Origin of the sequence: Streptosporangium sp. NPDC004379, assembly GCF_042873875.1 — a bacterium.
GTDB lineage: Bacteria > Actinomycetota > Actinomycetes > Streptosporangiales > Streptosporangiaceae > Streptosporangium.
In genome coordinates this window covers 154,339-179,604 of record NZ_JBIAMC010000009.1, presented here as the reverse complement: position 1 = coordinate 179,604, position 25,266 = coordinate 154,339, and the positions used below count along the sequence as shown (strand labels likewise).

Annotated in this window: 21 protein-coding genes; 12 read left to right on the top strand and 9 right to left on the bottom strand. The window is 73.5% G+C overall.

Annotation, left to right across the window (positions count from 1 at the left end; genetic code table 11):
* Window positions 1-14: 14 nt before the first annotated feature.
* Window positions 15-1,043 carry a zinc-binding alcohol dehydrogenase family protein gene (locus ACFYSC_RS21020; protein WP_389964021.1) on the bottom strand — a complete coding sequence of 343 codons (1,029 nt, stop codon included), beginning with the start codon at window positions 1,041-1,043 and terminating at the stop codon, window positions 15-17.
* Window positions 1,044-1,248: 205 nt separating this feature from the next.
* Between ACFYSC_RS21020 and ACFYSC_RS21015 the strand changes: the two genes are divergently transcribed.
* Both ACFYSC_RS21015 and ACFYSC_RS21010 read left to right on the top strand, forming a co-directional pair.
* Window positions 1,249-2,163 (top strand): universal stress protein, encoded by a 915-nt coding sequence (locus ACFYSC_RS21015; protein ID WP_389964018.1) that lies wholly within the window; start codon window positions 1,249-1,251, stop codon window positions 2,161-2,163.
* A 205-nt stretch (window positions 2,164-2,368) separates the two neighbouring features.
* Entirely contained in the window at window positions 2,369-3,379 is a 1,011-nt protein-coding gene (locus ACFYSC_RS21010; RefSeq protein ID WP_389964015.1) for a coiled-coil domain-containing protein, read from the top strand.
* A 122-nt stretch (window positions 3,380-3,501) separates the two neighbouring features.
* On the opposite strand, the gene ACFYSC_RS21005 is transcribed toward ACFYSC_RS21010, so the two are convergent.
* Complete coding sequence (locus ACFYSC_RS21005) at window positions 3,502-4,887, bottom strand: sensor histidine kinase (protein WP_389964463.1); 1,386 nt, start codon at window positions 4,885-4,887, stop codon at window positions 3,502-3,504.
* Window positions 4,888-5,200: 313 nt separating this feature from the next.
* On the opposite strand from ACFYSC_RS21005, the gene ACFYSC_RS21000 reads away from it, so the two are divergent.
* From ACFYSC_RS21000 to ACFYSC_RS20985, 4 genes are all read left to right on the top strand, one after another.
* Window positions 5,201-5,752, top strand: a complete 552-nt coding sequence (locus tag ACFYSC_RS21000) for a 2Fe-2S iron-sulfur cluster-binding protein (protein ID WP_389964012.1) — start codon at window positions 5,201-5,203, stop codon at window positions 5,750-5,752.
* 61 nt (window positions 5,753-5,813) lie between these two features.
* On the top strand, window positions 5,814-6,797 hold the full coding sequence (locus tag ACFYSC_RS20995) for an FAD binding domain-containing protein (RefSeq protein WP_389964009.1): 984 nt from the start codon (window positions 5,814-5,816) through the stop codon (window positions 6,795-6,797).
* Window positions 6,794-8,884 (top strand): xanthine dehydrogenase family protein molybdopterin-binding subunit, encoded by a 2,091-nt coding sequence (locus ACFYSC_RS20990; RefSeq protein WP_389964006.1) that lies wholly within the window; start codon window positions 6,794-6,796, stop codon window positions 8,882-8,884. Before ACFYSC_RS20995 ends, ACFYSC_RS20990 begins: the two co-directional genes overlap by 4 nt.
* Window positions 8,885-8,920: 36 nt before the next feature.
* The gene (locus ACFYSC_RS20985; RefSeq protein ID WP_389964003.1) at window positions 8,921-10,837 is read left to right on the top strand and encodes an FUSC family protein; all 1,917 of its coding nucleotides are present in this window, start codon (window positions 8,921-8,923) and stop codon (window positions 10,835-10,837) included.
* Window positions 10,838-10,947: 110 nt separating this feature from the next.
* Here ACFYSC_RS20985 and ACFYSC_RS20980 read toward each other — a convergent pair whose 3' ends face one another.
* The 4 genes from ACFYSC_RS20980 to ACFYSC_RS20965 all read right to left on the bottom strand — a co-directional run bounded on the left by ACFYSC_RS20980 (window position 10,948) and on the right by ACFYSC_RS20965 (window position 14,505).
* Window positions 10,948-11,937, bottom strand: a complete 990-nt coding sequence (locus tag ACFYSC_RS20980; RefSeq protein ID WP_389964000.1) for a glycine betaine ABC transporter substrate-binding protein — start codon at window positions 11,935-11,937, stop codon at window positions 10,948-10,950.
* A 67-nt stretch (window positions 11,938-12,004) separates the two neighbouring features.
* Window positions 12,005-12,838: an ABC transporter permease gene (locus ACFYSC_RS20975; RefSeq protein ID WP_389963998.1), complete on the bottom strand. Its 834-nt coding sequence runs from the start codon at window positions 12,836-12,838 to the stop codon at window positions 12,005-12,007.
* The gene (locus ACFYSC_RS20970) at window positions 12,828-13,865 is read right to left on the bottom strand and encodes an ABC transporter ATP-binding protein (protein WP_389963995.1); all 1,038 of its coding nucleotides are present in this window, start codon (window positions 13,863-13,865) and stop codon (window positions 12,828-12,830) included. The genes ACFYSC_RS20975 and ACFYSC_RS20970 overlap by 11 nt, the downstream gene beginning before the upstream one ends.
* Window positions 13,852-14,505: an ABC transporter permease gene (locus ACFYSC_RS20965; RefSeq protein WP_389963992.1), complete on the bottom strand. Its 654-nt coding sequence runs from the start codon at window positions 14,503-14,505 to the stop codon at window positions 13,852-13,854. The genes ACFYSC_RS20970 and ACFYSC_RS20965 overlap by 14 nt, the downstream gene beginning before the upstream one ends.
* A gap of 122 nt (window positions 14,506-14,627) precedes the next feature.
* Here ACFYSC_RS20965 and ACFYSC_RS20960 point away from each other — a divergent pair, with 122 nt between their 5' ends.
* A complete protein-coding gene (locus tag ACFYSC_RS20960; RefSeq protein WP_389963989.1) occupies window positions 14,628-15,479 on the top strand; it encodes an IclR family transcriptional regulator in 852 nt (283 codons plus the stop codon).
* 108 nt (window positions 15,480-15,587) lie between these two features.
* The gene (locus ACFYSC_RS20955) at window positions 15,588-15,752 is read left to right on the top strand and encodes a hypothetical protein (RefSeq protein ID WP_389963986.1); all 165 of its coding nucleotides are present in this window, start codon (window positions 15,588-15,590) and stop codon (window positions 15,750-15,752) included.
* Between the two features lie 44 nt (window positions 15,753-15,796).
* Here ACFYSC_RS20955 and ACFYSC_RS20950 read toward each other — a convergent pair whose 3' ends face one another.
* Together ACFYSC_RS20950 and ACFYSC_RS20945 are read right to left on the bottom strand one after the other, a co-directional pair.
* Window positions 15,797-16,396, bottom strand: a complete 600-nt coding sequence (locus ACFYSC_RS20950) for a dihydrofolate reductase family protein (protein WP_389963983.1) — start codon at window positions 16,394-16,396, stop codon at window positions 15,797-15,799.
* Window positions 16,393-17,283 (bottom strand): metalloregulator ArsR/SmtB family transcription factor, encoded by an 891-nt coding sequence (locus tag ACFYSC_RS20945; RefSeq protein ID WP_389963980.1) that lies wholly within the window; start codon window positions 17,281-17,283, stop codon window positions 16,393-16,395. Before ACFYSC_RS20945 ends, ACFYSC_RS20950 begins: the two co-directional genes overlap by 4 nt.
* A gap of 334 nt (window positions 17,284-17,617) precedes the next feature.
* Between ACFYSC_RS20945 and ACFYSC_RS20940 the strand changes: the two genes are divergently transcribed.
* The 3 genes from ACFYSC_RS20940 (at window position 17,618) to ACFYSC_RS20930 (ending at window position 23,211) form a co-directional block, all read left to right on the top strand.
* A complete protein-coding gene (locus tag ACFYSC_RS20940) occupies window positions 17,618-20,785 on the top strand; it encodes a BTAD domain-containing putative transcriptional regulator (RefSeq protein WP_389963977.1) in 3,168 nt (1,055 codons plus the stop codon).
* A 132-nt stretch (window positions 20,786-20,917) separates the two neighbouring features.
* Window positions 20,918-22,381, top strand: a complete 1,464-nt coding sequence (locus ACFYSC_RS20935; protein WP_389963974.1) for an FG-GAP-like repeat-containing protein — start codon at window positions 20,918-20,920, stop codon at window positions 22,379-22,381.
* A 173-nt stretch (window positions 22,382-22,554) separates the two neighbouring features.
* Window positions 22,555-23,211, top strand: coding sequence for a M15 family metallopeptidase (locus ACFYSC_RS20930; RefSeq protein ID WP_389963971.1), 657 nt, complete (start codon window positions 22,555-22,557; stop codon window positions 23,209-23,211).
* Between the two features lie 85 nt (window positions 23,212-23,296).
* Here ACFYSC_RS20930 and ACFYSC_RS20925 read toward each other — a convergent pair whose 3' ends face one another.
* The gene (locus ACFYSC_RS20925) at window positions 23,297-24,136 is read right to left on the bottom strand and encodes a helix-turn-helix transcriptional regulator (RefSeq protein ID WP_389963967.1); all 840 of its coding nucleotides are present in this window, start codon (window positions 24,134-24,136) and stop codon (window positions 23,297-23,299) included.
* A 348-nt stretch (window positions 24,137-24,484) separates the two neighbouring features.
* Between ACFYSC_RS20925 and ACFYSC_RS20920 the strand changes: the two genes are divergently transcribed.
* On the top strand, window positions 24,485-25,252 hold the full coding sequence (locus tag ACFYSC_RS20920) for an SDR family oxidoreductase (protein ID WP_389963964.1): 768 nt from the start codon (window positions 24,485-24,487) through the stop codon (window positions 25,250-25,252).
* The last annotated feature ends 14 nt before the right edge of the window (window positions 25,253-25,266 follow it).

Genomic DNA, 25,266 nt, shown 5'->3' with positions numbered 1-25,266 from the left:
CCGAGCCCGGGGGGTCAGATGAGGAGCACGGCGGCGCCCTCGACGCGGTCGGCGGCCAGGTCGGCCAGCGCCCGGTCGGCCGCGTCGAACGGGTAGGGCACGGTCGTGACCCTCGGCGGGCAGGCCGCGGCGGCCTCCAGGAACGCCCGGCCGTCGGCCCGGGTGTTGGCGGTGACGCTGCGCAGCGTTCGCTCCTGGAACAGGTGCCGCCCGTAGTCGAGCACCGGCACGTCGCTGAGGTGGATGCCCGCCACGGCCAGTGTGCCGCCGCGGTCCAGCGCCTCCAGGGCGACGGGCACCAGCTCGCCCGCCGGGGCGAACAGGATCGCGGCGTCCAGCGGCTCAGGCGGGGCGTCCGCCGCGCCGCCCGCCGAGGCCGCTCCCAGCTCCAGGGCCAGCTCCCGGGCCCTGGACGAGCGGGTCAGCACGTGCACGGTGGCCCCCTGGACGATGGCGACCTGCGCGGTCAGGTGCGCCGAGGCGCCGAAGCCGTAGATCCCCAGGCGCCCGCCGGGCGGCAGCTCGCTGCGGAGCAGGGCGCGGTAGCCGATGATCCCGGCGCACAGCAGCGGGGCCAGCTTCTCGGCCGCGCCGTCCTCGGGCAGCCGGTAGGCGTAGTCCTCCGGGACGGTCAGGTAGCGGGCGTAGCCGCCGTCGGCGTCCCAGCCGGTGTAGGCGGAACGCGGGCACAGGTTCTCCGCGCCGCGCAGGCAGTAGGGGCAGCGCCCGCAGGTCGAGCGGAGCCAGGCCACGCCCACCCGTTCCCCGGCGGCGAGCCGTACGGTCTCCGGGCCGCGGGCCGCCACCCGGCCCACCACCTCGTGACCCGGGACGGTCCGCGGGTGTCGCGGGGGCAGGTTGCCCTCGGCCAGGTGCAGGTCGGTGCGGCAGACGGCGCACGCCTCCACCTCGACCAGCACCTCGCCCGGCCCCGGCCGGGGGACCGGCAGGCGGACCCGCTCCAGGGGGCCCGAGGCGATCGGCCCCGGCTGGGCGACCACCCAGGCGTCCATCTCCTCGGGAACCGTCACGTGCCCGGCCATGGCGCCCTCCGTTCGCGTCCCCCCCGGCGTTCCCCGCGTCGCGGGCCGGAGAGCCGTACGGCGGGCATCCGCGCGCCGCGTCCTACCCGTCCCCGCGCCGCGGGCGGTGGAATCCGTCCCGGAGATGATCGATGACCCGCTCTTTTGACCGGGGTGAAGGTGGGCGGGCACAAGACGAGGTGGGAACGGTCGCGAGGAGGGTGACATGGCGACGGACGTGGTCGTGGCGGGAGCCGACGGTTCGCCCTCGTCCCTGGCGGCGGTCGGGTGGGCCGCCGGTGACGCCGTGCGGCGCGGCGCCGTCCTGCGGATCGTGCACGCCTGCGAGGGCATGGACTACGACCTCCCGGTGTTCTCGGAGCCGGAGTACGGCGCGGCGGTGACGGAGCAGTGCCGCCGGGTGCTGGCGGAGGCGGCCGATCTGGCGCGTGGCCGCGTTCCCGGGCTGGAGGTGGAGGAGCGGCTGGAGAGCGGGCCCGCGGCCGAGGCGCTGCGCCGCGCGTCCGGGGACGCGGCGGTGCTCGTGCTCGGCCACCGGGGGCGGGGCGGGTTCCGCGAACTGCTGCTGGGGTCGGTCCCGCAGCGGCTGGCGGGCCACGTGGCCGTGCCGGTCGTGGTCGTCCAGGGGGAGGCGGAGCGCGGGAGCGGCGAGGTCGCGGTCGGCTTCGACGGGTCCCCGTCCTCGGAGGCGGCGCTGGGTCACGCCTTCGAGGAGGCGGCGCGGCGCGGGGCCCGGGTGCGCGCGGTGCACGCCTGGGAGGCGCCGGTCATGGGACCGTACACGGTGGTCTACACGCCGATGCTGGAGGAGGTCTCCACCGCGGCGGAGAAGACGGCCGAGAGGGCGCTCACCCCGTGGATGGAGCGCTACCCGCACGTCCCGGTGATCAGGTCGGTGGTGTGCGGGCATCCGGTGGTCGCCCTGCGGGAGGCGTCGGAGACCGCCGACCTGCTGGTGGTCGGCTCGCGCGGGCTGGGGAGGCTGGGATCGGCGGTGCTCGGCTCGGTCGGCCACGGGGTGCTGCACCACGCCCGCTGCCCGGTCGTCGTGGTGCCCGCGCCCGAGAACCGGCCGGCCGGGGACGGCTCGCCGGCCGAGGGGGCCGCCGCCCCCTCCTGACCTGGCTCTCCCGGCCGCCCTGGCCGCTCCGGCGGCGCGCCTGCCCGATCCGGCGCCTTCGGCTCTGCAACGGACGACCGTAATGCAAGATTTGCCGCAAGTGCCGTAATTGCGGGAGCATCCTTTCCGATCGCCCGCCGGGCGTGGGGCGCCGCCCGGCCGTGGAGCCGGGGCCGGTACCCGAGGATCAGGGAAAGGGAGCGATGTGGCGGCTGTGTCCCGCGACGTCCTGCGGCGGGGCGCGATCCGGGGTCTTGCCGCGTCGATCACCGCCGTGGCGCTGTGCCTCGGCCCGGCCGGATCCGGCCTCGCCGAGCCGAAGCCGACCGCCAAGCAGCTCCGCAAGGAGCTGGCGGACATGCAGAAGCAGTCCGAGTCCCTGATCGCCCGCTACTACGACTCCCGCGTCGAGCTGCAGAAGGCCGAGAAGACCGAGAAGGCGGCCAAGGACCGTCTGAGCCGGGCGCAGGGCGAGCTCGACCTGGCCGCGCGGGAGGTCCGCCTGCTGGCCGACGCGCGGTACCGGAGCGGCGGGATGGAGGGGATCTCCGCGCTGACGGGGGCGGGCGACCCCGCCGCCCTGCTGAGCCGCATGGCGCTCACCCAGCAGATCCTCGACGAGCAGGACGCCAGGCTCCGGGTGTTCGTCCGGGTCCGCGACGACCACCGCCGGGCCCGGGACGAGGCCAGGACCCGCGAGGCCGAGCTGAAGAAGAGCATGTCGAAGCTCGACAAGGAGAAGGACCGGGCGGAGAAACTGATCGAGAAGATCAAGGACCGGATCGACCTGCTCTATCCCACCCCGGGCGTCCGCCGGGCCGACGGCACGTGGGTGCCCCAGCTTCCGTCGGGCCCCGACAACGTCACCCCGCGGATGCGGCTGATCCGGCAGCTCGTGGCCCAGCGGTTCGGCCCGCACTTCGGGATCGGATGCTTCCGGGTCGACGGCGGCATCGCGGGCGGCGGCGAGCACCCCCTCGGCCGCGCCTGCGACTTCATGCTCAGCGGCGGAGGCGCCATGCCGTCGGCCGGCGAGGCCGGGCGCGGCGACGAGATCGCCGCCTGGGCGATCAAGAACTCCCGGCGGCTGGGCGTCATGTACATCATCTACCGCCAGCGCATCTGGCACGTCCGCACCGGGAGCTGGCGCGGGATGTCCAACCGCGGCGGCGTCACCGCCAACCACTTCGACCACGTCCACATCTCGGTCTACTGACCGGCGCGGGGCGGCCGGGGCCCTCCGGGACGCTCACCCGGCCGGAGCCCCCCCTCGTCCCACCGGGGATCCTCCGGTGCGCCTTCCGGCCCGCAGCGGCCCGCCGGACTCCGCCGGCCCGCTCAGCCGAGCGTCTCCGGATCCGCCGTACGGTCGCCCGCGGCGCCCCCGGGGGCGGCGGGGAGGCTCACCACGAACCGCGCGCCCTTCTCCGAGTCGCGGATGGTCAGCGTCCCGCCGTGCCGTTCGACGATCTCCCGGCAGATCGCCAGGCCGAGCCCGGTCCCGCCCTTGTCCTTGCTGCGCGCGGCGTCGAGCCGGGCGAAGCGCTGGAAGACGTACTCCCGCTGTTCCGGCGGGATCCCGGGGCCGTCGTCGAGCACCTCCAGCACGCTCCGCCCGTCCTCGGGCCGCACCGTCACGACGATCGTCGACTCGGCGTGCCGGTCGGCGTTGTCCACGAGGTTGGTGAGCAACCGGACGAGCTGCATGCGGTCGGCGTCGACCATCACGCCGGGCTCCATGTGCATCACGACGGGCATCCGGTGGACGCGGCGCGCCAGCTCCGAGCCGGCCAGCTCTCCCAGGTCGACCCGAGCGTGCGGGCCGCCGGCGCCGGCTTCGAGACGGGAGAGCGCCAGCAGGTCCGTGACGATCGCCTGCAGCCGCCCGAGACTGGCGAGCACCGCCGCGGCCACGGAGGGCCAGTCGCTGTCCTCCCGGTGCAGCAGCGCCTCCTCCACCTGGGTGCGCATCGCGGTGATGGGACTGCGAAGGTCGTGCGAGGCGTCGGAGGCGAACCGCCTCTCCCGCTCGACCGCGGCCTCCAGCCGGTCCAGCGTCTGGTTCACCGTCTCCGCCAGCCCCCGGATCTCGTCGCGGTACGGGGGCACGGGCACCCGGCGGCCCAGGTCGGAGGAGGTGATCTCGGCCAGTTCGGCGCAGATGTCCTCCACCGGATCGAGGGTCCTGCTGACGGTGCGGTAGGCGCCGATCGCGGTGGCCCCGACCAGCAGGCCGGACGCGGCCAGGAGGCCGAGCAGCAGCGAGCGGCTGACGTACCACGGGGTGGAGAGGCCGGCGCCGTAGACGATCCAGCTGCCGTTGCCGGTGGGGACCCGGACGGCCACGACGCGCAGGCAGGTGCCGGGGAACCCCGGGGCGTCGCAGATCACCCGGTCCGCCGACGAGTCGTCGTCCCGCGGTGTGAGGCGGGTCAGCCGGGGCCTGCCGGCCAGTGACGGGCTCGCCGCCACGATCTGGCCGCCGGGTCCGATCACCTGGATGAGGGCGGACTTCCGGACGGGGAGCACCGGGGGGACCTGGCCGTGCTCGATGAGGCGGGCCACCTGCATGCCGGACAGGAGGAGCCGGTCGGTCAGGTCGGCGACGGCGCGGTCGCGCACGCCGATCAGGACCAGGGCACAGATGCCCCCGCACAGCAGTGCCATGACGACACTGGACAGCAGCGTCATCCGAACACGCAGTGACCAGATTTGTCCAAACATCACCGACTTATTGGTCCCCCTGACGACCAGGCTAAGCGTGCGCCCCCCGGAAATAGGGTGAAAAAAAGTATTAGGACGGTAATAAAATGAAAAGCGGTTGCAAAAACCTTAAGGTGAAAAATGATCGGGAAAGGCGTTTGCGATACTTCGTTCGGTGAACGACGCGGATACCCGCGCCACGCGACGCCCGGGTGATCGCCCGGTGAACCGGGCGGACGACACGACGACCCGGAGAAAGGACGGGACCGGTCAAGGAACCGTCAAGCGTCCGGCCGGGAGGTACACGGACGGCCGACGGGGTAGGGGAGCGCCCGTGAACGGCGAAACAGACATCACGGCGGCCGACGGGGTCCCGGAACCCGTCACGGCGGACCTCCTCCTGTCGGTGAACGGCGTCCCCCGCCCGGTCACCGTGGACACCCGCGAGACGCTGCTGGACACGCTGCGCGAGCGGCTCGGGCTGACCGGCGCGAAGAAGGGCTGTGACCACGGCCAGTGCGGCGCCTGCACGGTGCTGGCGGACGGCCGGCGCGCGCTGTCGTGCCTGACGCTCACCGTGACCGCGGACGATGTGGAGATCGTCACGGTGGAGGGACTCGCCGACGGCGACGCCCTGCACCCGCTGCAGGCCGCCTTCATCGAGAACGACGCCTTCCAGTGCGGCTACTGCACCCCCGGCCAGCTCTGCTCGGCCGCCGGCGTGCTGGCCGAGGCCGCCGACGGGTGGCCGAGCGCCGTCACCCCCGACCTGTCGGTCCAGCCCCGGCTGGACGAGACGGAGATCCGCGAGCGGATGAGCGGAAACCTGTGCCGGTGCGGCGCCTACCCCGGCATCGCCGCGGCCGTCGCGCAGGTGGCGCCATGAGGGCCCGTACGGCGCGGCCGTACGGCACGGACCAGGGGACGCGGATGACGCGGGTGGCACGATGAGACCCTTCACCTACGAGCGGCCCGTCGACGTGCGGGCCGCGGTGGCCGCCGCGGCCGGACGGCCGGACACCGCCTACCTCGGCGGCGGCACGAACCTGGTGGACCTGATGCGGCTCGGCGTCGCCACGCCGCAGACCCTGGTGGACGTCACCCGGATCTCCTCCCGCGCGATCGAGGAGACGGACGGCGGCCTGCTGATCGGCGCGGGCGCCCGCAACGGCGACCTCGCCGCCGACCCGCTCGTCCGGCGGGTCCACCCGCTGCTCGCCCGCGCCGTGCTGGAGGGTGCCTCCGGGCAGATCCGCAACATGGCCACGGTCGCCGGCAACCTGATGCAGCGCACCCGCTGCCCCTACTTCCAGGACGTGACCAAGCCCTGCAACAAGCGGCGGCCCGGCTCCGGGTGCCCGGCCCGCCAGGGCGACCACCGCAATCTCGCGATCTTCGGTCACTCGGAGCACTGCGTGGCCACCCACCCCTCCGACATGGCCGTCGCGCTCGCCGCGCTGGACGCCCTCGTCCACGTGGAGGGGCCCGGCGGCGCTCGTACGGTGCCGATGCCGGGCCTGCACCGGTTGCCCGGCGACGAGCCGGACCGCGACACCGTCCTCGCGCCCGGCGAGCTGATCACCGCGGTCGAGGTGCCCCGCCTGCCGTTCGCGGCGCGCTCGCGCTACCGCAAGGTGCGCGACCGGGCGTCCTTCGCGTTCGCGGTGGTGTCGGTGGCGGCCGCGCTGGACGTGGCCGGCGGGGTGGTGCGCGACTGCCGCATCGCGCTGGGCGGCGTGGCCCACGCGCCGTGGCGGGCCGAGGCGGCCGAGGCGGCGCTGCGCGGCGCCTCGGCCACACCGGAGGAGTTCGCCCGGGCGGCCGACGCCGAGCTGGCCCGCTCCAGCCCGCTGCCGCACAACGCCTTCAAGGCGCCGCTGCTGCGCAACGTCCTGGTCCGTACTCTCACCGACATCATGGAGGCGCCGTGAAGACCGAGGCCAGGCCGTCCGTCGGCGCGGCGCTGGAGCGCGTCGAGGGCGTCGAGAAGGTGACGGGCCGGGCCCGCTACGCCTACGAGAACTTCCCGGCCGACCTCGCCTACGCCATGCCGGTGCAGGCGACCGTCGCCCGCGGCACGGTCCGCGCGGCCGACGTCGACGCCGTCGTGCGGCTTCCCGGAGTGATCGCCGCCATCTGGCACGGCAACGCCCCCCGGCTGGCCCCGGCCGACAACGCCGAGCTGGCGGTGCTGCAGTCGGACCGGGTGGCCTACCGCGGCCAGTACGTCGCGGTCGTGGTGGCCGAGACGCTCCAGTGCGCCCGGGAGGCCGCCCGGCTGCTGCGGATCGACTACGAGGCCGAACCGCACGACGTCGAGCTGCGCGCCGACCACCCGGAGATGTACCGGCCCGACCGCGTCAACGCCGGCTACCCCGCCGACAGCGAGCTGGGCGACCCGGACGCGGCGCTCGCCGGGGCGCCGGTCGTCGTCGACGCGACGTACCGCACCCCGGCCGAGCACAACAACCCGATGGAGCCGCACGCCACGGTCGCCGTCTGGCACGACGACGGCCTCGTCCTGCACGACTCCACGCAGGGGGTGTCCGCGCTGCGCCGGACGATCGCCCCGCTGTTCGGCATGCCGCCGGAGAACGTCCGCGTCATATCCCCGCACGTGGGCGGTGGCTTCGGCTCCAAGGGCGCCGCGCTGCCGCCCGTGGTGCTCGCCGCGCTCGCCGCCAAGCACACCGGCCGTCCGGTCAAGCTCGCGGTGACCCGGCAGCAGATGTTCGCGGTGACCGGCTACCGCACCCCCACGATCCAGCGGGTACGGCTCGGCGCGGACGACGACGGAAGGCTGACCGCGATCGTGCACGAGGCGTTCGAGCAGAGCTCCCGGCTCCGCGAGTTCGCCGAGCAGACCACCACCCCGACCCGGATGATGTACGCCGCGCCCGACCGCCGCACCACGCACCGCCTGGTCCGGCTCGACGTGCCGACCCCGTCCTGGATGCGCGCCCCCGGCGAGGCCCCCGGTATGTTCGCGCTGGAGTCGGCCATGGACGAGCTGGCCGTCGCCTGCGGGATCGACCCGGTCGAGCTGCGGATCCGCAACGAGCCCGCCGCCGATCCGGAGAGCGGCCTGCCGTTCAGCTCCCGCAACCTGGTGGCCTGCCTGCGCGAGGGCGCCCGCCGGTTCGGCTGGGCCGGCCGCGGCCCCGCGCCCGCGGCCCGGCTCCGCGGCCGGATGCTCGTCGGCACCGGCGTGGCGGCGTCCACCTACCCGGCCTACCGGCGCCCCTCACGGGCGAGCGCCCGCTGCGAGCCGGACGGCCGGTTCACCGTGCGGATCGCCGCCGCCGACATCGGCACCGGCGCCCGGACGGTCCTGACCCAGGCCGCCGCCGACGCGTTGCGCGTCGCCCCGGACCGGGTCCGGGTGGAGATCGGCGACACCGAGCTGCCCGACGCCCCGCTGGCCGGCGGCTCGATGGGCACCGCCTCCTGGGGGACGGCCGTGGTGCGGGCCTGCGAGGCCCTGCTGGGCGAGCTCGACCGGCACGGCGGCGACGTGCCCGCCGGGGGACTGGAGGCGGCCGCCGACACCACCGAGGAGGTGGGCGGGCAGCGGGACTACGCCCGGCACGCCTTCGGCGCCCAGTTCGCCGAGGTGGGCGTGGACCCCGACACCGGGGAGACGCGGGTGCTGCGGCTGCTCGGGGTGTTCGCCGCGGGCCGGATCGTCAACCCCGTCACCGCGCGCTCGCAGCTCGTCGGCGGCATGACCATGGGCGCGTCGATGGCCCTGCTGGAGGAGAGCGTCATGGACCACGAGTTCGGCGACTACCTCAACCACGACTTCGCCCAGTACCACATCCCGACCGCCATGGACCTGCCCGACGTCCAGGCGTACTGGGTCGAGGAGGACGACCCGCACCTCAACCCGCTGGGCGTCAAGGGCATCGGGGAGATCGGCATCGTCGGCACCGCCGCCGCCGTCGCCAACGCCGTCCACCACGCCACCGGCGTCCGGATCCGCGACCTGCCGATCCGGCTCGACAGGCTGGTGCGCTGAGCGCGCCGCGGACCCGGCCGCCGACGGTCGCCGACGATGCCCCGCCTGTTCCGCTCCGCCGCCGACCGGCTGGCCGACGCGGCGCCGGGCTGGCTGGTGGAGACCGTACGGCCCGTCCCGGCGAGACCCGACTGGTGGCCGATGATCCGCATGGCCCTCGCGGTGACCGTCCCGCTCCTCGTGGGCGCCGCCGCCGGGAACGTCACCCTGGGCCTGCTGCCCTCCATGGGGGCGATGGGCCCCGGCCTGGCCGACCGGGGCGGGCCGTACCGGGAGAAGGTCGCCCGGATCGGCCTGGTCGGCCTCGGCGGGGCGGCGGGCTACGCCATCGGCGCGACGGTGCGCGGCCACGGCTGGTGGACCGTCCCGGTGATCATGGTGGTCTCGGTGGCCTCGGCGCTGATCAGCACGGTCGGGGCCAAGGGGTCGCTGGCGGGCCTGCAGCTCCTGGTGATGGCCGTGATCGGCAGCGGCATCCCGCTGCCCGGCGGCCCCCTCCCCGGGGCCGCGCTGTTCCTGCTCGGCACGGCCTGGGTGATCGTGCTCGGCGTGGCGGACCGGCCGCTGCGCTCGCGGAACCCGGAGGAGACCGCGACCGTCCAGGTCTACCGGGCGCTCGGCCGGCTGATCGACGACCGCGACGCCGGCGCCCTGGCCGCGTTCGACGCCGCGCTGGAGAGCGGCTACGACGCCGTCTTCGGCGCCCGCTCCGCCTCCGGGGGTCAGGACCCCGCGCAGACCCGGCTGATCGCGCTGCTGAACCAGGCGTCACTGATCCGCAACGCGCTGATCTCCCTCGGCCAGGAGGGGCTCGACCCGCCGGAGGAGACGGCCGCCGCCGTCGAGGAGATCGTCGCGGCGCTGGACGAGGGCCGGCCGCCGCACCGGCCGCCGCGCCCCGATGGCGACTCGCCCGCGCTGCGGGCGCTGAACTCCGCCGTGGACGGGGCCGTCGAGCTGGCCTCCGGCGGCGACGTCGAGGCCGAGCAGCTGCCGTACCGGCCGGTCGGCCACGGCGAGCGGTTCCGCAAGGCCTGGGCGAAGATGTGGTACGGCCACTTCACCCGCCTGTACGCCGTCCGGCTCGCCCTGTGCATGGGCGTGGCCGCCGCGATCAGCGGGTTCGGCCTGTTCGAGCGGTCCTACTGGATGGTGCTGACCGTCGCGCTGGTGCTCAAGCCCGACTTCGGGTCGGTGTTCGCGCGGGCCCTGCAGCGGGCCCTCGGCACGTTCGCCGGCACCCTCGTCGCCGTCGTGGTGCTCCTGGTGATCCCGTACGGCCCGCTGATCCTCGTCCCGATCGCGGTGTTCGCCGCGCTCATCCCGTACGGCCTGCAGCGCAACTGGGGGCTGATGTCGACCTTCCAGGCGCCGCTGGTGCTGTTCCTGGTGGACCTGCTGACCCGTGGCGGGCCGCGGCTGGCGGAGATCCGCCTGGTGGACACCCTCGCCGGGTGCCTGATCGTGCTGCTGCTGGGCTACCTGCCGTGGCCGGGGAGCTGGCACGCCCCGGTCCGGGGGGCCTTCGCCGACGCGGTGTCGGCCACCGCGCGCTACCTGCGCGACGCCTTCGACCCCGGCAGCCCCGACCGGCCGGTGCGCCGCCGCAGGGCCTACGAGGCCATGGCGGACCTGCGGGCGGTCTTCCAGCGCGCGGTGACCGAGCCGCCCGCCGTCAGCAGGCGGATCACCACCTGGATGCCCGCGATGACCGCGCTGGAGAAGGTGGCCGACACCACGGCCGCCACCGTGGCGCGCGCCGAGTACGGTGCGCCCCCGCCGCCGCCGGAGGCGGTGCGGACGATGGCCGACTCCCTGGAGGAGATCGCCGAGTCCATCCGTCGGCGGCGTGTCCCCGCCGAGCCGGGGCCCGCCGCCGAGGGCGCCCCGGAACGGCTGGCTGACGCGATCCGCGCGCTGCGCGACACCGTCTCGGGGCGCCACGCCTGCTGAGGGCGGTCCGTGCCGACACGGCGGGGCGGCCGGCCGTACCGCCGGCACCGTGACGTCCCGCGACGCCGTGCCGGCGGGCCGCCGCCGGGGCCTCAGCGGCCTCGGTGCCGTCAGGCCTTGCCGCCGAGGAAGCCCTGCTGGTCGAGCCAGTCGGCGGAGACCTTGCCCGGCTCCCGGCCCTCGACATCGACCTCGGCGTTGAGCTTCTGCATCGTGGCGTCGTCCAGCTTGGCGATCACCGGCTGGAGCACCTTCTCCAGCGCCGGGTACTTCTTGTAGACGTCCTCCCGCAGGGTCACGGCGGCGTTGTAGACCGGGAAGAACTTCTTGTCGTCCTCCAGCACGGTGAGGCCGAGGGAGGCGATGCGCCCGTCGGTCGTGAACACCTCACCGAAGTTGCAGGTCTTCCCCTTGTCCGTCTCGGTGTAGACGACGCCGGTGTCCAGCAGGCTGACCCGGTCCTTCGGGATGTCCATGTCGTAGGCCTTGGAAAGTCCCGGCAGGCCGTCGTCGCGGGTGGAGAACTCCGTCTCGATGCACAGCGTGACCTCCTCCGGCTTGGTCTTCGCCAGCTCGGCCACGTCGGAGAGCGTCTTGACGCCCAGCTCCTGGGCCTTCTCCGAGCGGATCGCCAGGGCGTAGGTGTTGTTCAGCGGGGTCGGGCCGATCCAGCGGATCCCGTTCTCTGCGAGGTCGGCCGCGGCGGTGGCCTTGAACTGCTCGGCCGAGTCCTGGATGGGCTTCGCGTTCTTCAGGTGCTCGATCCACCCGGTGCCGGAGTAGTCCCAGTACATGTCGATCGCCTTGGACTCCAGCGCCTTGCGGTTGGGGACGGTGCCGCCGAGGTTGGTCTTGTCGACGACCTCGGCCCCGTGCGCCTTCAGCACCTGCACCGCGATCTTGCCGAGGACGATGTTCTCGGTGAAGTCCTTGGAGCCGACGACGAACTTCGCCCCGGAGAGCTCGTCGCCCGCGGCGGCGGTCTCGACGGCCTCGGCGGAGCCGCAGGCGCTCACGGCGGTGAGGGTCAGCGCCGCGGCGGCGAGCGCGGCGGCCGTCCTGCGGAGGGGGGCCGTATCACGGAGGGGATGGGAACGCATGGAAAGGACACCTCTTCGTTCTCGTGTGGGGAAGGGACAGGGACCGGCCGGGCCAGGCCGTCCCGGGTCAGAGGCCGCGGGGTCTGAGCACGTCCTCGGCGAGCGCGCCGAGCCAGTCGATCAGGAAGGCGATGCACGCGGTCAGCACGCCGCCGACCACGGTGACGGGCATCCGGTTCAGCTTGAGACCGTTGATGATCAGTTCGCCGAAACCGCCCGCGGCGACGAACGCGCCGAGCGTGGCGACGCCGACGGTCAGCACGAGTGCGGTGCGCAGCCCGGCGAGGATCGCGGGCACGGCGAGCCTGAGCTCCACCCGGCGCAGCACTTGGCCCCTGGTCATGCCCATCCCGCGGGCGGCCTCGACGAGCGCCGGGTCCACCTGCTGGACCCCGACCATCGTGTTGCGCAGGACCGGCAGGACGGAGTACGCCACCAGCCCGACCAGCGCGGTCTGGAAGCCCACTCCCAGCAGGAAGGTGCACAGGACGAGGAGCCCGATGCACGGCACCGCCTGCCCGAGGTTGGCCGCGGTGAGGATGACCGGCGTGACGATCCGGTTGCGGGAGCGGGAGGCGACGATGCCCAGCGGGATCGCGATGACCACCACGAGCGCGGTCGCGGCGAGGGTCATCTGCAGGTGCTCCACGGCCTTGGCCAGGATCACCGGCCCGTTGAGACTGCGCCGTTCGATGGAGTCGAGATCCTGGGCGCTCACCCAGGCGTACAGGACGGCCAGTACGGCGCACACGGCGGCGGGGGTGAGGAGGAGGCGCAGGCGCGTGGCGCGCCGGGAAGGCCGCGCCGCGCCCGCGGTGAGGGCGTCGAGGGCTTCGGGGGTCCCTGGGGTCTCTGCCGCTTCGGAGTCGGGGACGCCGGCGGTGAGGGTGTCAGCGGCCACCGGCCACTGCCTTCTCCGGCGCGGGGAGGGAGGGCTCCGCCTCCGGCTCCCGCCCGGGGGACGGAGGCCGTCCGGTTCCCACGGCCCCGCACAGCGCGGCGTAGGTGAGGACGCCGGAGGGGGAGCTGCAGCGGTCGGAGCCGTGGGCGATCATGACGTCCAGGGCCTCGCGCAGGCTCGTCCCGGCCGCGACCTGCGGCAACCCGACCGGCTGGGGTGGCCCGGCCGGTGTCACGTCCTCCACGCGCAGCAGCGCGAGCCGCTTGAGCGTGGCGTCCTGGCCGACGAAGCCGGCGACGTAGTCGTCGGCGGGGTGGGCGAGGATCTCGGCCGGGGTGGCGTACTGCGCGATGTGCGAGCGCTCCCGGAGCACGACGATGCGGTCGCCCAGCTTGATGGCCTCCTCGAAGTCGTGGGTGACGAAGATGATCGTCTTGCGCAGACGCTTCTGCAGCCGGACGAACTCCTTCTGCAGGTGCTCGCGCGTGATGGGGTCGGTCGCACCGAACGGTTCGTCCATCAGCATCACGGGCGGGTCGGCCGCCAGCGCCCGGGCGACGCCCACGCGCTGCTGCTGGCCGCCGGACAGCTGGCGGGGGTAGCGGTCGTGGAACAGCGACGGCTCCAGGTTCACCAGCGAGAGGAGCTCCTCCACCCGCGCGGCGATCCGCGCCGCCGGCCAGCCCAGCAGCTTGGGCACCAGCCCGATGTTCTGCCCGATCGTCAGGTGGGGGAACAGGCCCACCTGCTGGATGGCGTAGCCGATGTGCCGGCGGAGCTCGTCGGGCTGCAGGCTCAGCACGTCCTCGCCGCCGATGCGGATCTCGCCCGACGTGGGCTCGACCAGGCGGTTGATCATCTTCATGGTGGTCGTCTTGCCGCAGCCGGACGGGCCGACGAAGACCACCAGTTCCCCGGCGGGGATGTCGAGGTCGATGCCGTCGACCGCGGGCGCCGGCTGCCCGGGATAGTGCTTGGTCAGCGCGCGCAGTTCGATGCGCGCGCCCTCTGTCTCAGTGTCGAACACGAAGCCCCCTGGGGACGGTCAGTCGGCGAACGGCGTAGAAGAACAGGTCGAACAGCACGGCGATGACCACGATGCCGAGCGTTCCCGCGAGCGTGGCGTTGAGAGCGTTCACCGACCCGAGCCGGGAGAGTCCCTCGAAGATCTGCGTACCGAGGCCCGGCCCGTCGACGTAGGCCGCGATCGCCGCGATGCCGATGATCATCTGTGTCGAGACGCGCACCCCGGTCAGGATCAGCGGCCAGGCCAGTGGGAGCCGCACCTTCATCAGGACGCGGGTACGGCTCATGCCCATCCCGCGCCCGGCCTCCACCGTGGTGGCGTCCACGCCGTTCAGCCCCGTCACCGTGTTGCGGATGATGGGCAGGAGCGCGTACGCGGTCAGCGCGACGAGCGTGGAGCCCCAGCCGAGGCCGGTGAGGGGGATCAGCAGGGTGAGCAGGGCGAGGGAGGGGACCGTCAGGACCGCCGCGGAGAGCGTCAGCGAGGCGTTCCGGGCCCTCGGCGTCTCGTGGACGAGGAGGCCCGTCCCGATCCCGACGAGCGCGGCGACGCCGATCGCGATCGCCACGGCGAGGACGTGTTCGGCGGCGGCCAGCGAGAGAGTGTCCCAGCGAGAGACCACGTACTCGCCGAAGTTCATGGGGGAACCACCTTCGCTTACGCTTGCAGGACTTGTAAACGTATGCGTTTGGTTGCATTCATCGCAAAATAAGTTGCAGCTGTCGCAACATAACGCAATGCTTTCGTTATGAACGGATGGGGATGAGCGAGAAGGCGGTGTCCTCGGCCGGGCTGCGCCGGGACATGGAGATCCTCGAGGTGCTCGCCGGTCACGGGGACGGCCCGGACGCCGACGGATTCGGCGTCAACTGGATCGCCCAGCGCCTGGGGAGGGAGAAGAGCCAGGTCTCACGGGCGCTGCGCGCACTCGAAGCCGAGGGCATGGTGGAGCGTGACCCGGTGACGCGCCGCTACCGCCTGGGCTGGCGGCTGTTCTCACTCGCGGCGCGGACCCAGCAGTCGAGGCTCGTCCGGGTGGCCGAGCCCTTCCTGCGGCATCTGGCCACGCTCTTCGACGAGGACACGCACCTGTGCGTGCTGCGCGGTGAGACGGTTCTCACACTGTCGTCGGTGCCGTCGTCCCGGGCCTACCACCGGGTCTGGGAGGGCGTCTCCGTCCCGGTGGTCATGGCGGCCGCGGGGCGGTCACTCCTCGCGGACTGGGAGGACGAGCAGATCCGCGGACTGCTCCGGGCCGCACTCCCCGGCGGCCTGGACACCTCGATCGGCGGCGAGGAGCAGTGGCTGGCCGACATCGAGCACGTGCGGACCGCCGGGTACGCGGTGACCGACGTCGAGCTGGACGACAGCGCCGCCGGGGTGTCGGCGCCGGTGCGGGAGCACCGGGGACTGATCGCGGCCGCCATCAGCGTGTCGGTCACCCGCGCCGTCGCCGAGTCCCGGCTGAGGGAGATGGGAACCGCCGTCGCCGAGACGGCCCGCAGGCTCTCGGCTGCCCTGGGCCTGCCCCCGGGCGCCCCCGCCCCCGGCCCCGGTTCCGGCGCGGGCGGCGTGGACCGTTCCCCGGGTTCGGGGGAGTCCGCCCACGGCTGATGATCCCGGGGGTGTGACCGCCGCCCGCCGGAGGAATCGGCCGCCCGGCTGCGCGCCCTCGTCGATGGCTACGGCCTCGCCGGGGAGGCGCGCCCGGCGCTGGCCGCCATGCTGGGCCGCCGGGCCCGCGCCATGTACGACCTGCTGCGCGACGGCGCCCGGCGGGGCCGCGAGCCGTGGGCCCGCATCTGGACCGAGGACGGCCCCTACTGGAAGGCGACCGCCGACCACCTCGACGCGCACACCGCCCTGTGGGCCGCCGCGCTGCTGTGACCCGGCGTGAGGGCCGGCCCGGCCGTGGGCGGCGGCCGGCGGGGTCAGCGGATCCGGTCGTAGATCATGGCGATCTCGCCCAGCTCGCCGGCCCTCTGGTGGGTGAGCGCCCACTTCGTGGCCGGCAGGCCGTCGTCGAACAGCCGCGGCCCGCCCCCGGTGATCTCGGGGAAGATCATGAGGTGCAGGCGGTCGACGAGGTCCGCCGACAGGAGCGGTTTGATCACACTGGCGCTGCTGTTGACGAGGATGTCGCCCTCTCCGGCGGCCTTGAGCTCGGTGACGACGTCGGCGGCGGGGGCGTTCACCACGCGGGTGCGTTCCCACGGCGCTTCGGTCAGGGTGGTCGACAGGACCACCTTCTCCGTGTCGACCAGCCACTTGGCGTATCCGCGGTCACGCGGATCGGCGTTCTCGTCCCCGGCGACCGACGGCCAGTAGCCCATGAACCCCTCGGCGTTGTTGCGGCCGAGCAGCGCCGTCGTCGCGCCCTCCCAGATGCGGGTCATGTGGTCCCGCGCGACCTCGGTGGTCACATACGGGATGAAAGCCCCGAAGTCACCGGGTCCGCCGGGGCCGTGGTAGCGCCCGTCGAGGGTGAGGTTCAGGTTCGCGGTCACCCTGCGGCCGGTCTGCTCCGTCACTTCGTGCTCCTTGCGTCGATGCCGTGCTCGGTGTCGGTGTCGGTGGTGTCGTGGTCGGTGCCGTCGTCGTGCGGGTCCGCGGCGAGGATCGCCGCGAGCCTGTCGAGGCTCTGGCCGAAGCCGAGTTCGATGCCCGCGACGAAGTCCGCGGAGTCGACCGTGCTGCCGGTGATCCGCCAGTGGACGTCGAGGTCCGTGCCGGAGCCGGTGGGCCGGAGGCCCAGGTCGACGTGAGCGGTGAAGGCCGGGCCGCCGCCGGGGAGCAGTGGGGAGAGCCGGTAGGCCAGGTGCTCGGCGGGCCGTACGTCGTCGACGACCCCCTCCGCACGCCCGGCGACCGGGTCGGAGCCGTCGGTGTCCTCGATGTCGCGGTACTCGTGGACGATCCGCCCGCCCGGTCGCGCCTCGAACACGAGCTCGGAGACGCGCAGGTCGTCGGGGGTCCACCATCGGGCGAGCCGGGAGGTCTCGGTCAGGTGGCGCCAGATCGGCTCGGGACGCCCCGGCAGCGACCGGAAAAACCGGAACGAGCGTCCGTCGGCCCACCCGGGCTCCTGCGCGGCGAGCCGCTCCGTGTGGAGGCTGAGCCCGTAGCGGTCGTGGGTGGTGTGCGGGCCGTCGGCCCGGCCCGCGGTGTCGGCGAGTCCGGTGAGCGCGGCCGCCAGGTCCCGCAGGGGAGCGGGCCGGAGCGCGTAGACGCGGCGCTGGCCGGTGCGCTGGGAGGTGACGACGCCGGCGCGCTCAAGGGTCTGCAGGTGCTTGGTCGTCTGCGGCTGGCGTGCCTCGGCGAGCCGGGCGAGGACCCCGACCGGGCGAGGCCGTTCGGCCAGCAGGTTCACGAGCCGCCAGCGGGCCGGGTCGGCCAGCGCGGCGAGGAGTGCGTCCATGGCCATGATTATTCTCCAAGGAGAATATTCGTGTCAAGGAATAATTTTGCAGGCGTCACCGGAGGGATGATCCCCGGGGAAGACGGCCGCCGACCACCTCGACGCGCACACCGCTCTGTGGGTCGCCGCGCTGATTTGATCATGGAATCGACGCTCCGGCTCCCGAATCGGGACGCGGTCCCCGGCCGCAAGCCGGTTCGGGGGCCGGGTGCCGCTGTCGGTCCGGGAACCGGACGCCCCGCAGCGGAGGCCGCTCTATGGCGGTTTGTTCACATGGGGCACACCTCTAGGCTTAGAGATGGATCATGAGGCGGGCCCGTGCCAGTGTGAGCCCATGGAGTTCCGAATCCTCGGCCCCGTAGAGGTCCGGGAAGGCGCGCACCAGGTGGCGCTCGGTGGAGCCAAGCCACGGGCGCTGCTCGCCGCGCTGCTGCTGGAGGCAGGACACGTCGTTCCCGCCGGGCGGCTGATGGAGGTCGTGTGGGGCGACCGGCCACCGGACACCGCCCGCGCGGTCCTGCAGACCTACGTCTCCTCACTGCGCCGATCCCTCACCCGGGCCGGTCTGCCCCCGGTCATCGGCTCGCACCGCGTCGGCTACCTCGCCGAGATCCCGCCGGGAACGCTCGATCTGCACGTGGCCGAACACCGGATCGCCGAGGCGCGGTCGGCGGCGGCCGACGGACGGCACGAGGAGGCCGTCGCGTCTTTCCAGGCCGCGCTCGCGCTGTGGCGCGGTCCGGCACTCGGGGGCACCGGGGACGTGCTTCCCCAGATGGCGGGCCGCCGGTTGGACGAGCTACGACTCACGGTGACCGGTGAGCGGATCGCCGCCGAGCTGGAGACCGGCAGGCCGGACCGGCTGATCGGCGAGCTGACCGAACTGGTCGCCCACCATCCCCTGCACGAGGGGCTGCGCGGGCACCTCATGACGGCGTTGTACCGGGCGGGGCGCCAGAGTGACGCCCTCGCGGAGTTCCGGCGCGGCGCGGCGGCACTGGCGGACGAGCTCGGCATCGATCCCGGCCCGGAACTGCGCCGGCTTCAGGAGGCCATCCTGCGCGCCGACCCCGCCCTCGCCCGGCGCTCCCGCCTCGCCGTACCCGCGCCCCCCGCCGGACCGGCCCGCCCGTCCGGGCCGGCGGATCCACCGTCCCCCTCGCGACCCCCCGAACCCGCCGGGGTCCCGCCGCGGCCCGCGCAGGCCGCCGACGGCGGCACCGAACCCGTCCCGCCGAGCCTCGAAGAAGAGGAGAGGGAGAGGGTCCTCCCGCGTCAGCTGCCGCCATCCCCGTTCGACTTCACCGGGCGTGACACCGAGCGGGCGTCGCTGCGGACGGCGCTGACCCGTCCGGACGCCACCCCCATCTGTGTGATCTCCGGCCCCGGTGGTGTCGGCAAGTCGGCGCTCGCCCTGCGGGTCGCCCATGACATCGCCGACCGGTACTCGGACGGGCAGATCCACGTCGAACTGCGCGGCACCTCCGACACCGTCACACCTGACGAGGTGCTCGCCCGGTTACTGCGTGAGCTCGGCATCCCGGCCGGTGAGCTGCCCACCGGACTGGAGGAGCGGGTGAACCGTTACCGAACGCTGCTCGCCGGTCGCCGGATGCTGCTCGTGCTGGACGACGCGGCGGGGGAGCGCCAGGTCAGGCCGCTGCTTCCCGGCTCGCCCGGGTGCGCGGTGCTGGTCACCTCGCGGAACCGGCTGGCGGGACTGGCCGGCTCGCTGCTCACCGACCTGGGGGTGATGGACACGGAAGCAGGGCTGGAGCTGCTCGGCCGGATCGCCGGAGCGGACCGGGTCGCCGCCGAGCCCGAGGACGCGCGGCGGATCGTCGGGCAGTGCGGGGCGCTGCCGCTGGCCATCCGGGTCGCCGGCGCCCGGCTCGCCGCGCGCCGGCAGTGGTCGGTCGGGTACTTCACCCGGCGCCTCACCGACGAGCGGCACCGTCTGGACGAACTCGCCGTGGGTGACCAGGAGGTGCGGGCGAGCATCAGTCTGAGCTACGACCTGTTGTCCGAGCCGGCACGCCGCGCGCTGCGGTACCTCGGCTGGCTGGGACTGCCCCACTTCCCGGCCTGGGTGGCCGCCGCCGCCCTGGACGCCGACGACCTGGAGACCGACCGGCTCCTGGAACAGCTGGTCGACGCCTCACTGGTCGATGTGGAGGGCGTGGACGCCACCGGCGGCATCCGCTACCGCCTGCACGATCTCATCCGTCTGTTCGCCCGCGAGCAGGCGGAGGTGGATGACTCCGGCGACGGGCTGCGGGCCGCGGTGCGCCGGGTGCTCGGCAGCTGGCTGTGGCTGCTGGACCGCACCGGCGCGGCCGTCCCGCCGGGCACGCCGACCCTGCGCGCCGGACACCGGCACGCGGTAGCGGTCGATCCGGAGGTCGAGGACGCGGTACTGGCCGACCCGGCGGGCTGGATCCGTATGGAGGAGGAGAACCTCGCGGTCGGTGTGGAGCGGGCGGCGGCCGAGGACCTGGACGACATCGTCATCGAGGTGGCCTCGGCGACCTGCGCCTCCCCCATGATCTTCGAGAACAACTTCGTCTCGTGGGAGCGCATCCATGATGCCGCGCTCGGCGTCGTCCAGCGCACCGGCAACACCCTCGGCGAGGCGACGCTGCTGGCCTGCCTGGGGCAGGTCCGCCTGGAACAGGACCGGTTCACCGAGGCCCGCACGAATCTCGGCCGGGCACTGCGGATCTTCCGGTCCATCGGTGACGCCCACGGCGAACGCGTCGTCCTGGCGCTGATGGGCGGCGCCTGCCGGGAGCAGGGAGACCTGCCCGAGGCGCTGCGTTTCCTGGGCCTTGCGGAGGAGAAGTGGCGCGGCGAGGACGACGTCGCGGCGCTGGCACACGTGCTGCGTCTGAAGGGGGCGGTGCTGGTCGAGCGCGGCGAGCTGGAGTCGTCGGCCGGCCCCCTGGCGGAGGCACTCGACCTCTACCGGTCGGCGGGCAGTCTCCGCGGGGAGGGGCTGGTGCTGCGCACCATGGCGCTTCGCCACCTGGCCGGCGACGACCCGTCCGCCGCCGAGGAGGACGCCGGGCGGGCGCTGCGGATCTTCACCGAGCTGAATGACCGGCTGCTGGGGGCGCACGCGCGGCGCACCTGGGCCAAGGCCCGGCTGCGCCTCGGAGACCCGGCGGCGGCACGCGAGCCGCTGGAGGCCGCGCTCGCCGTCGCCCGGTCCATGGGGGACCGGTGGGGTGAGGCCCTCGCCCTGCGCACCCTGGGCCAGAGGAGCCTGGCCGCCGGCGAGCCCGCGGAGGCGGAGGCATTCCTGCGCGAGGCGATCGAGCGGTTCGCCGTACTGCGGCTGCCGCTGTACCGGGCACGCTGCCTGCGTGACCTGGCGGTGCTGCATGACAGCCGGGGGGAGGGCGCCGCGGCGCGCGCGGCACGCGCGGAGGCGATGGAGATCTTCCGTGACCACGGCACTCGCGAGTACGGCGAGCTGGCCGAGATCGCCGATGACCGGTGATTTCAGCGAGGCTGAAGAATTCCTCCAGCGGTTTCGCAGCCGATCGCGCCGGGTTGGAGAGCGTTTACAGAGCGGTTGAAGGCCGCGCGCCGATCCTCGTTCACAGCGGAAGCGAACGAGGAGGAGAAACCCATGAAGAACACGGGACACGGTGTGCGGCGCGTCGTCTGCGGGCTGGCGGCGGGCACGGTGGTGCTGGCCGGGCTACAGGCGGCGACGGTCACGCCGGCGTCCGCCGCCACCCGCGACGGCATCGTGGACGTGGCGAAGGCGGAGCTCGGCAAGGCGTCACGCAACGTCGAGAAGCCGGCCGGCAGCGGCTGTAACTACTACACGGGCTACTTCCGCACCTGGAAATCGGCCTCGGGTTGCGGCTCCGCCGACGGGGTGCAGTTCCGGGACAGCGACTGGTGCGCGGACTTCGCCAAGTACGTCTGGAAGAACGCCGGCGTGGCGTACGCGGACGTGCCGGAGACCTCCGGCGGCGTGCTGACCGGCTGGGCCAGCTCGTTCAAGGACTACGGGGTCGCGCACGGCACCTGGCACACCCGGGCCAGCGGCTACGCTCCCCAGCCGGGCGACTCGCTGGTCTTCGACTGGGACCACGACGGCGGCATCGACCACGTGGGCATCGTGACCTCCTCGACGGCGAGCACGGTCTACACCATCGAAGGCAACAGCGGCGACGCCACCCGGTCGAGGAGCTACTCGCGCTCGGACGCCGACATCGTCGGCTACTCGGCGCCGATCGTCGACAGTGTGCCCCCGGCCCCCACGGTGGTGGACGGGCGGACGCGGTTCGCGGATCTGGACGGTGACGGGCGGGACGAGCTCATCGGGATCTGGGCGGACGGGACGGTGCACGCGTACCGGAACGCGGGCTGGGATGCGGCCAAGGTGTACGACGGGGTGGACACCAAGGTGGTGGCGTCGGGGTTCACCGATCCGGAGCGGACGAAGTTCGCTGATCTGGATGGTGACGGGCGGGCGGAGATCATCGGGATCTGGGCGGACGGGTCGGTGCACGCGTACCGGAACGCGGGCTGGGATGCGCCGAAGGTGTATGACGGGGTGGACGTCAAGGTGGTGGCGTCGGGGTTCAAGGATGCGACGCGTACGACGTTCGCGGATGTGGACGGGGACGGCCGGGATGATCTGGTGGGTCCGTACGCCAACGGTGATGTGCACGTGTATCGCAACCTGGGCTGGGATGCGGCGACGGTGTTCGACGGCAACGTGCAGAAGGTCGTGGCGTCGGGGTTCAGCGCGCCGGGGACCAAGTTCGCCGACGTCGACGGGGACGGCCGGGCGGAGATCATGGCGTTCTACGCCAACGGTGATGTGCACGTGTACCGGAACCTGGGCTGGGATGCGGCCAAGGTGTTCGACGGCAATGTGCAGAAGGTCGTGGCGTCGGGGTTCGGTGACCAGTCGCGGACGAAGTTCGGTGACCTGGACGGTGACGGGCGGGCGGAGATCGTGTCGATCTTCGCGGACAAGACGGTGCACGCCTACCGCAACCTGGGCTGGGACGCCTCGCCCAACGTCTACGACGGCAACGTCCAGAAGATCGTCGCCTCCGGCTTCGACGCCTGAGTGAGGAAGCCCGCCGGCCGGGACCGCCATGACGGTCCCGGCCGGTCCCGCTCGGTTGAAGCGGATTTACAGCGAAGTTGAAGAGGCGCCGTCCATGGTGGTCCCGGCGGAAGGGGCCACCGGCGGCGCCACACGAGGTGCCGGATGCCGGACTCACTGGAAACGGAGCTTGAGTGGTGTACGAGCCGGTGTTGATGTCGGACCCGGTGGTCTCCGCGGTGCCGGTCCAGGACTGCGGGGAGCCGTTGGTGGACCTGCGGGGCTTCGGAGCGTTCCACCTGGACTCCCGGCTGGCCGACGACGCGGGCGCCTACGCCCTCCTGCGGCGAGGCGTCGCCGAGCGGCTGCTCGTCGCCCAGGAACTGCTGGAACCCGATCTCGCCCTGCTGGTGGTGGAGGGCTACCGTCCGCCCGAGCTTCAGGAGCGCTACTTCCAGGAGTCCGTCGACGAGCTGCGGACATCCCATCCCGGCTGGACGCAGAGCGCCCTGCGGCGCGAGGCGGGCCGCTACATCTCGCCACCCGAGGTGGCGCCGCACGTCTCCGGAGCGGCGGTCGATCTCACGCTCTGCACCCGGGAGGGCCTTGAGCTGCCGATGGGCACGGAGGTCAACGCGACTCCGCTCGGCGAGGACGGACCCTGCTACACCGCCTCACGGGGGATCTCCGCCGAGGCCCGGCGCAACCGCCGGACGATGGGCGGGGCTCTCGCCGCGGCGGGTCTGGTGAACTACCCGACCGAATGGTGGCACTGGTCCTACGGCGATCGCTACTGGGCCTTCGTCACCGGAGCCGGCCGGGCCGTCTACGGGCGGACGCGGCCGTCCTGATCACCGGGGAGCGCAGCGCCGGGGCGGGTTCCGGCGGGGCGGCGGCCCCTCCCCGCACGGCGCCGCCGGTCGCGGGCACGGCGGGTCAGCCGCGCCCGCTCCGGCCCGCGGCGGCGAGGGACGCGAGCTTCTCCGCCTCCGCCGAGTCCGGGGCCACCACGTAGACGACGATCAGCTGGTCGGGGTCGCCGGGCAGGGCCAGCGTCTCGTAGCCGACGTCGAGCAGGCCGGCGACCGGATGGCGGATCAGCTTGCGGCCGCCGGCCTTCTCCCGGACCGTGTGGTCCTCCCACAGGGCCCGGAACTCGGAGTTTCCCGCGGACAGCTCCGCGACCAGGGCGGCCATCCGGGGGTCGCCCGGGTGGCGCGCCGCGTCCAGCCGCAGGTACGCCGCGGTCTCGGTCGCGACCTCCGTCCAGCGCGGGTAGATCGTCCGGGCGGCGGGGTCCAGGAACGCCTGCCGGGCCATGTTGCGCTCGCCGGGCGGCATCGCGGAGAAGCCGGCGACGGCGTCGCCCAGCGCGTTCCACGCCAGGACGTCCATGCACCGGCCCAGCACGAAGGCGGGGGCCTGCAGGGCGTCCAGCATCATCTGGACCTGCGGCCGGACGGCGGCCGGGGCCGGCGGCTCCGCCTCGCGCGGCGGCCGGGCCAGGTCGTACAGGTGCGCCCGCTCGGTCGCGTCGAGCCGCAGCACGCGGGCGACCGCGTCGAGCACGGCGTCCGAGACGTTGTGCCCGCGTCCCTGCTCCAGCCGGACGTAGTAGTCGACGCTCACCCCGGCGAGCAGGGCGACCTCCTCGCGGCGCAGTCCGGGTACCCGCCGCCGCCGACCCGCGTCCGGCAGGTTCGCCTCCTCGGGCCGGATACGGGCACGGCGGGACCGCAGGAAGCCGCCGAGTTCGTCCAGATTGGTTCCCTCCATGCCCGCGACCTTAGCGGTGGTCCCGGTACGGCTCCGGCGCGGTGGCCCGCCACGGCACGGGCGGGAGCGGCCGGGTCGCGGCCCGCCGCGGCGCGGCGGGACCGGGGCCGCAGAGGAGGGGAGCGGCCGGGTGGCCGTCCCGTTGCCGAGGGACACCGTCCGCGAAGGTGGTAACCGCAGACCCAGGAAAACCAGTGCTCTGGGTAGACGGCGCGGCCGGCGGCAGAGTGGTCTCACACCGGGAGGACATCCCGGAGCGAGACCCCGGAGAACCCCAAGGAGATCCGGGCGGGGACCTCGCAGGACTTCACCGAACCATGCAGAACCTGGCAGAACCTGGAGAACACCGTGGACTACACCTCCCTTTCCGGCCGCACCGCCGTCGTCACCGGGGCCGCGAGCGGCATGGGCGCCGCGACCGCCCGGCTGCTGGCCGCGCACGGCGCCCGCGTGGCGCTGCTGGCCCGCCGCGAGGACCGCCTCAAGGAGCTCGCCGCCGAGATCGAGCGGGACGGCGGCCGGGCGATCGCCGTGGCCGTGGACGTCACCGACCAGGCGTCCGTCGACGCCGGAGCCGCCCGTGTCCACGCCGAGCTGGGCGCGGCCGACCTGGTGGTCAACGCCGCCGGCGTGATGCTGGCCAACCCGATCGACGACGGCCGCGCCGACGAGTGGACCCGGATGATCGACACCAACGTGACCGGCGCCCTGCGGATCATCCGCGCGTTCACCGCCGACCTCGTCGCCGCCGCGGCCCGCGGGGACGTCGCCGACCTGGTGAACATCTCCTCGATCGGCGCGCACTCACTCTTCCCCGGCTACACCGTCTACGCCGCGACCAAGGCCGCGTTGACCCACCTGTCGGCGTCGCTGCGCACCGAGTTCGGGCCGCGGGACGTGCGGGTGACCAACATCGAGCCCGGCCTGACCGACACCGAGCTGGGCTCGCACGTCGACAACCCCGAACTGGGGGAGGAGGGCCTGCTCAAGGAGATGGCCGCCGCGCTCGGCTCGCTGTCGGCCGGCGAGATCGCCGACCTCGTTGCCTACGTGACCAGCCGCCCCCGCCACGTCAACCTGCGCCAGATCGTCGTCCTGCCCACCCGCCAGGCGTGAGCCGCGGAACCCCA

Bases quoted from the DNA above. Each gene is read 5' to 3' on its own strand.
- ACFYSC_RS21020 (WP_389964021.1), bottom strand. From the start codon at position 1,043: ATGGCCGGGCACGTGACGGTTCCCGAGGAGATGGACGCCTGGGTGGTC.
- ACFYSC_RS21015 (WP_389964018.1), top strand. From the start codon at position 1,249: ATGGCGACGGACGTGGTCGTGGCGGGAGCCGACGGTTCGCCCTCGTCC.
- ACFYSC_RS21005 (WP_389964463.1), bottom strand. From the start codon at position 4,887: ATGTTTGGACAAATCTGGTCACTGCGTGTTCGGATGACGCTGCTGTCC.
- ACFYSC_RS20995 (WP_389964009.1), top strand. From the start codon at position 5,814: ATGAGACCCTTCACCTACGAGCGGCCCGTCGACGTGCGGGCCGCGGTG.
- ACFYSC_RS20985 (WP_389964003.1), top strand. From the start codon at position 8,921: ATGCCCCGCCTGTTCCGCTCCGCCGCCGACCGGCTGGCCGACGCGGCG.
- ACFYSC_RS20980 (WP_389964000.1), bottom strand. From the start codon at position 11,937: ATGCGTTCCCATCCCCTCCGTGATACGGCCCCCCTCCGCAGGACGGCC.
- ACFYSC_RS20965 (WP_389963992.1), bottom strand. From the start codon at position 14,505: ATGAACTTCGGCGAGTACGTGGTCTCTCGCTGGGACACTCTCTCGCTG.
- ACFYSC_RS20960 (WP_389963989.1), top strand. From the start codon at position 14,628: ATGAGCGAGAAGGCGGTGTCCTCGGCCGGGCTGCGCCGGGACATGGAG.
- ACFYSC_RS20955 (WP_389963986.1), top strand. From the start codon at position 15,588: ATGCTGGGCCGCCGGGCCCGCGCCATGTACGACCTGCTGCGCGACGGC.
- ACFYSC_RS20945 (WP_389963980.1), bottom strand. From the start codon at position 17,283: ATGGACGCACTCCTCGCCGCGCTGGCCGACCCGGCCCGCTGGCGGCTC.
- ACFYSC_RS20940 (WP_389963977.1), top strand. From the start codon at position 17,618: ATGGAGTTCCGAATCCTCGGCCCCGTAGAGGTCCGGGAAGGCGCGCAC.
- ACFYSC_RS20935 (WP_389963974.1), top strand. From the start codon at position 20,918: ATGAAGAACACGGGACACGGTGTGCGGCGCGTCGTCTGCGGGCTGGCG.
- ACFYSC_RS20925 (WP_389963967.1), bottom strand. From the start codon at position 24,136: ATGGAGGGAACCAATCTGGACGAACTCGGCGGCTTCCTGCGGTCCCGC.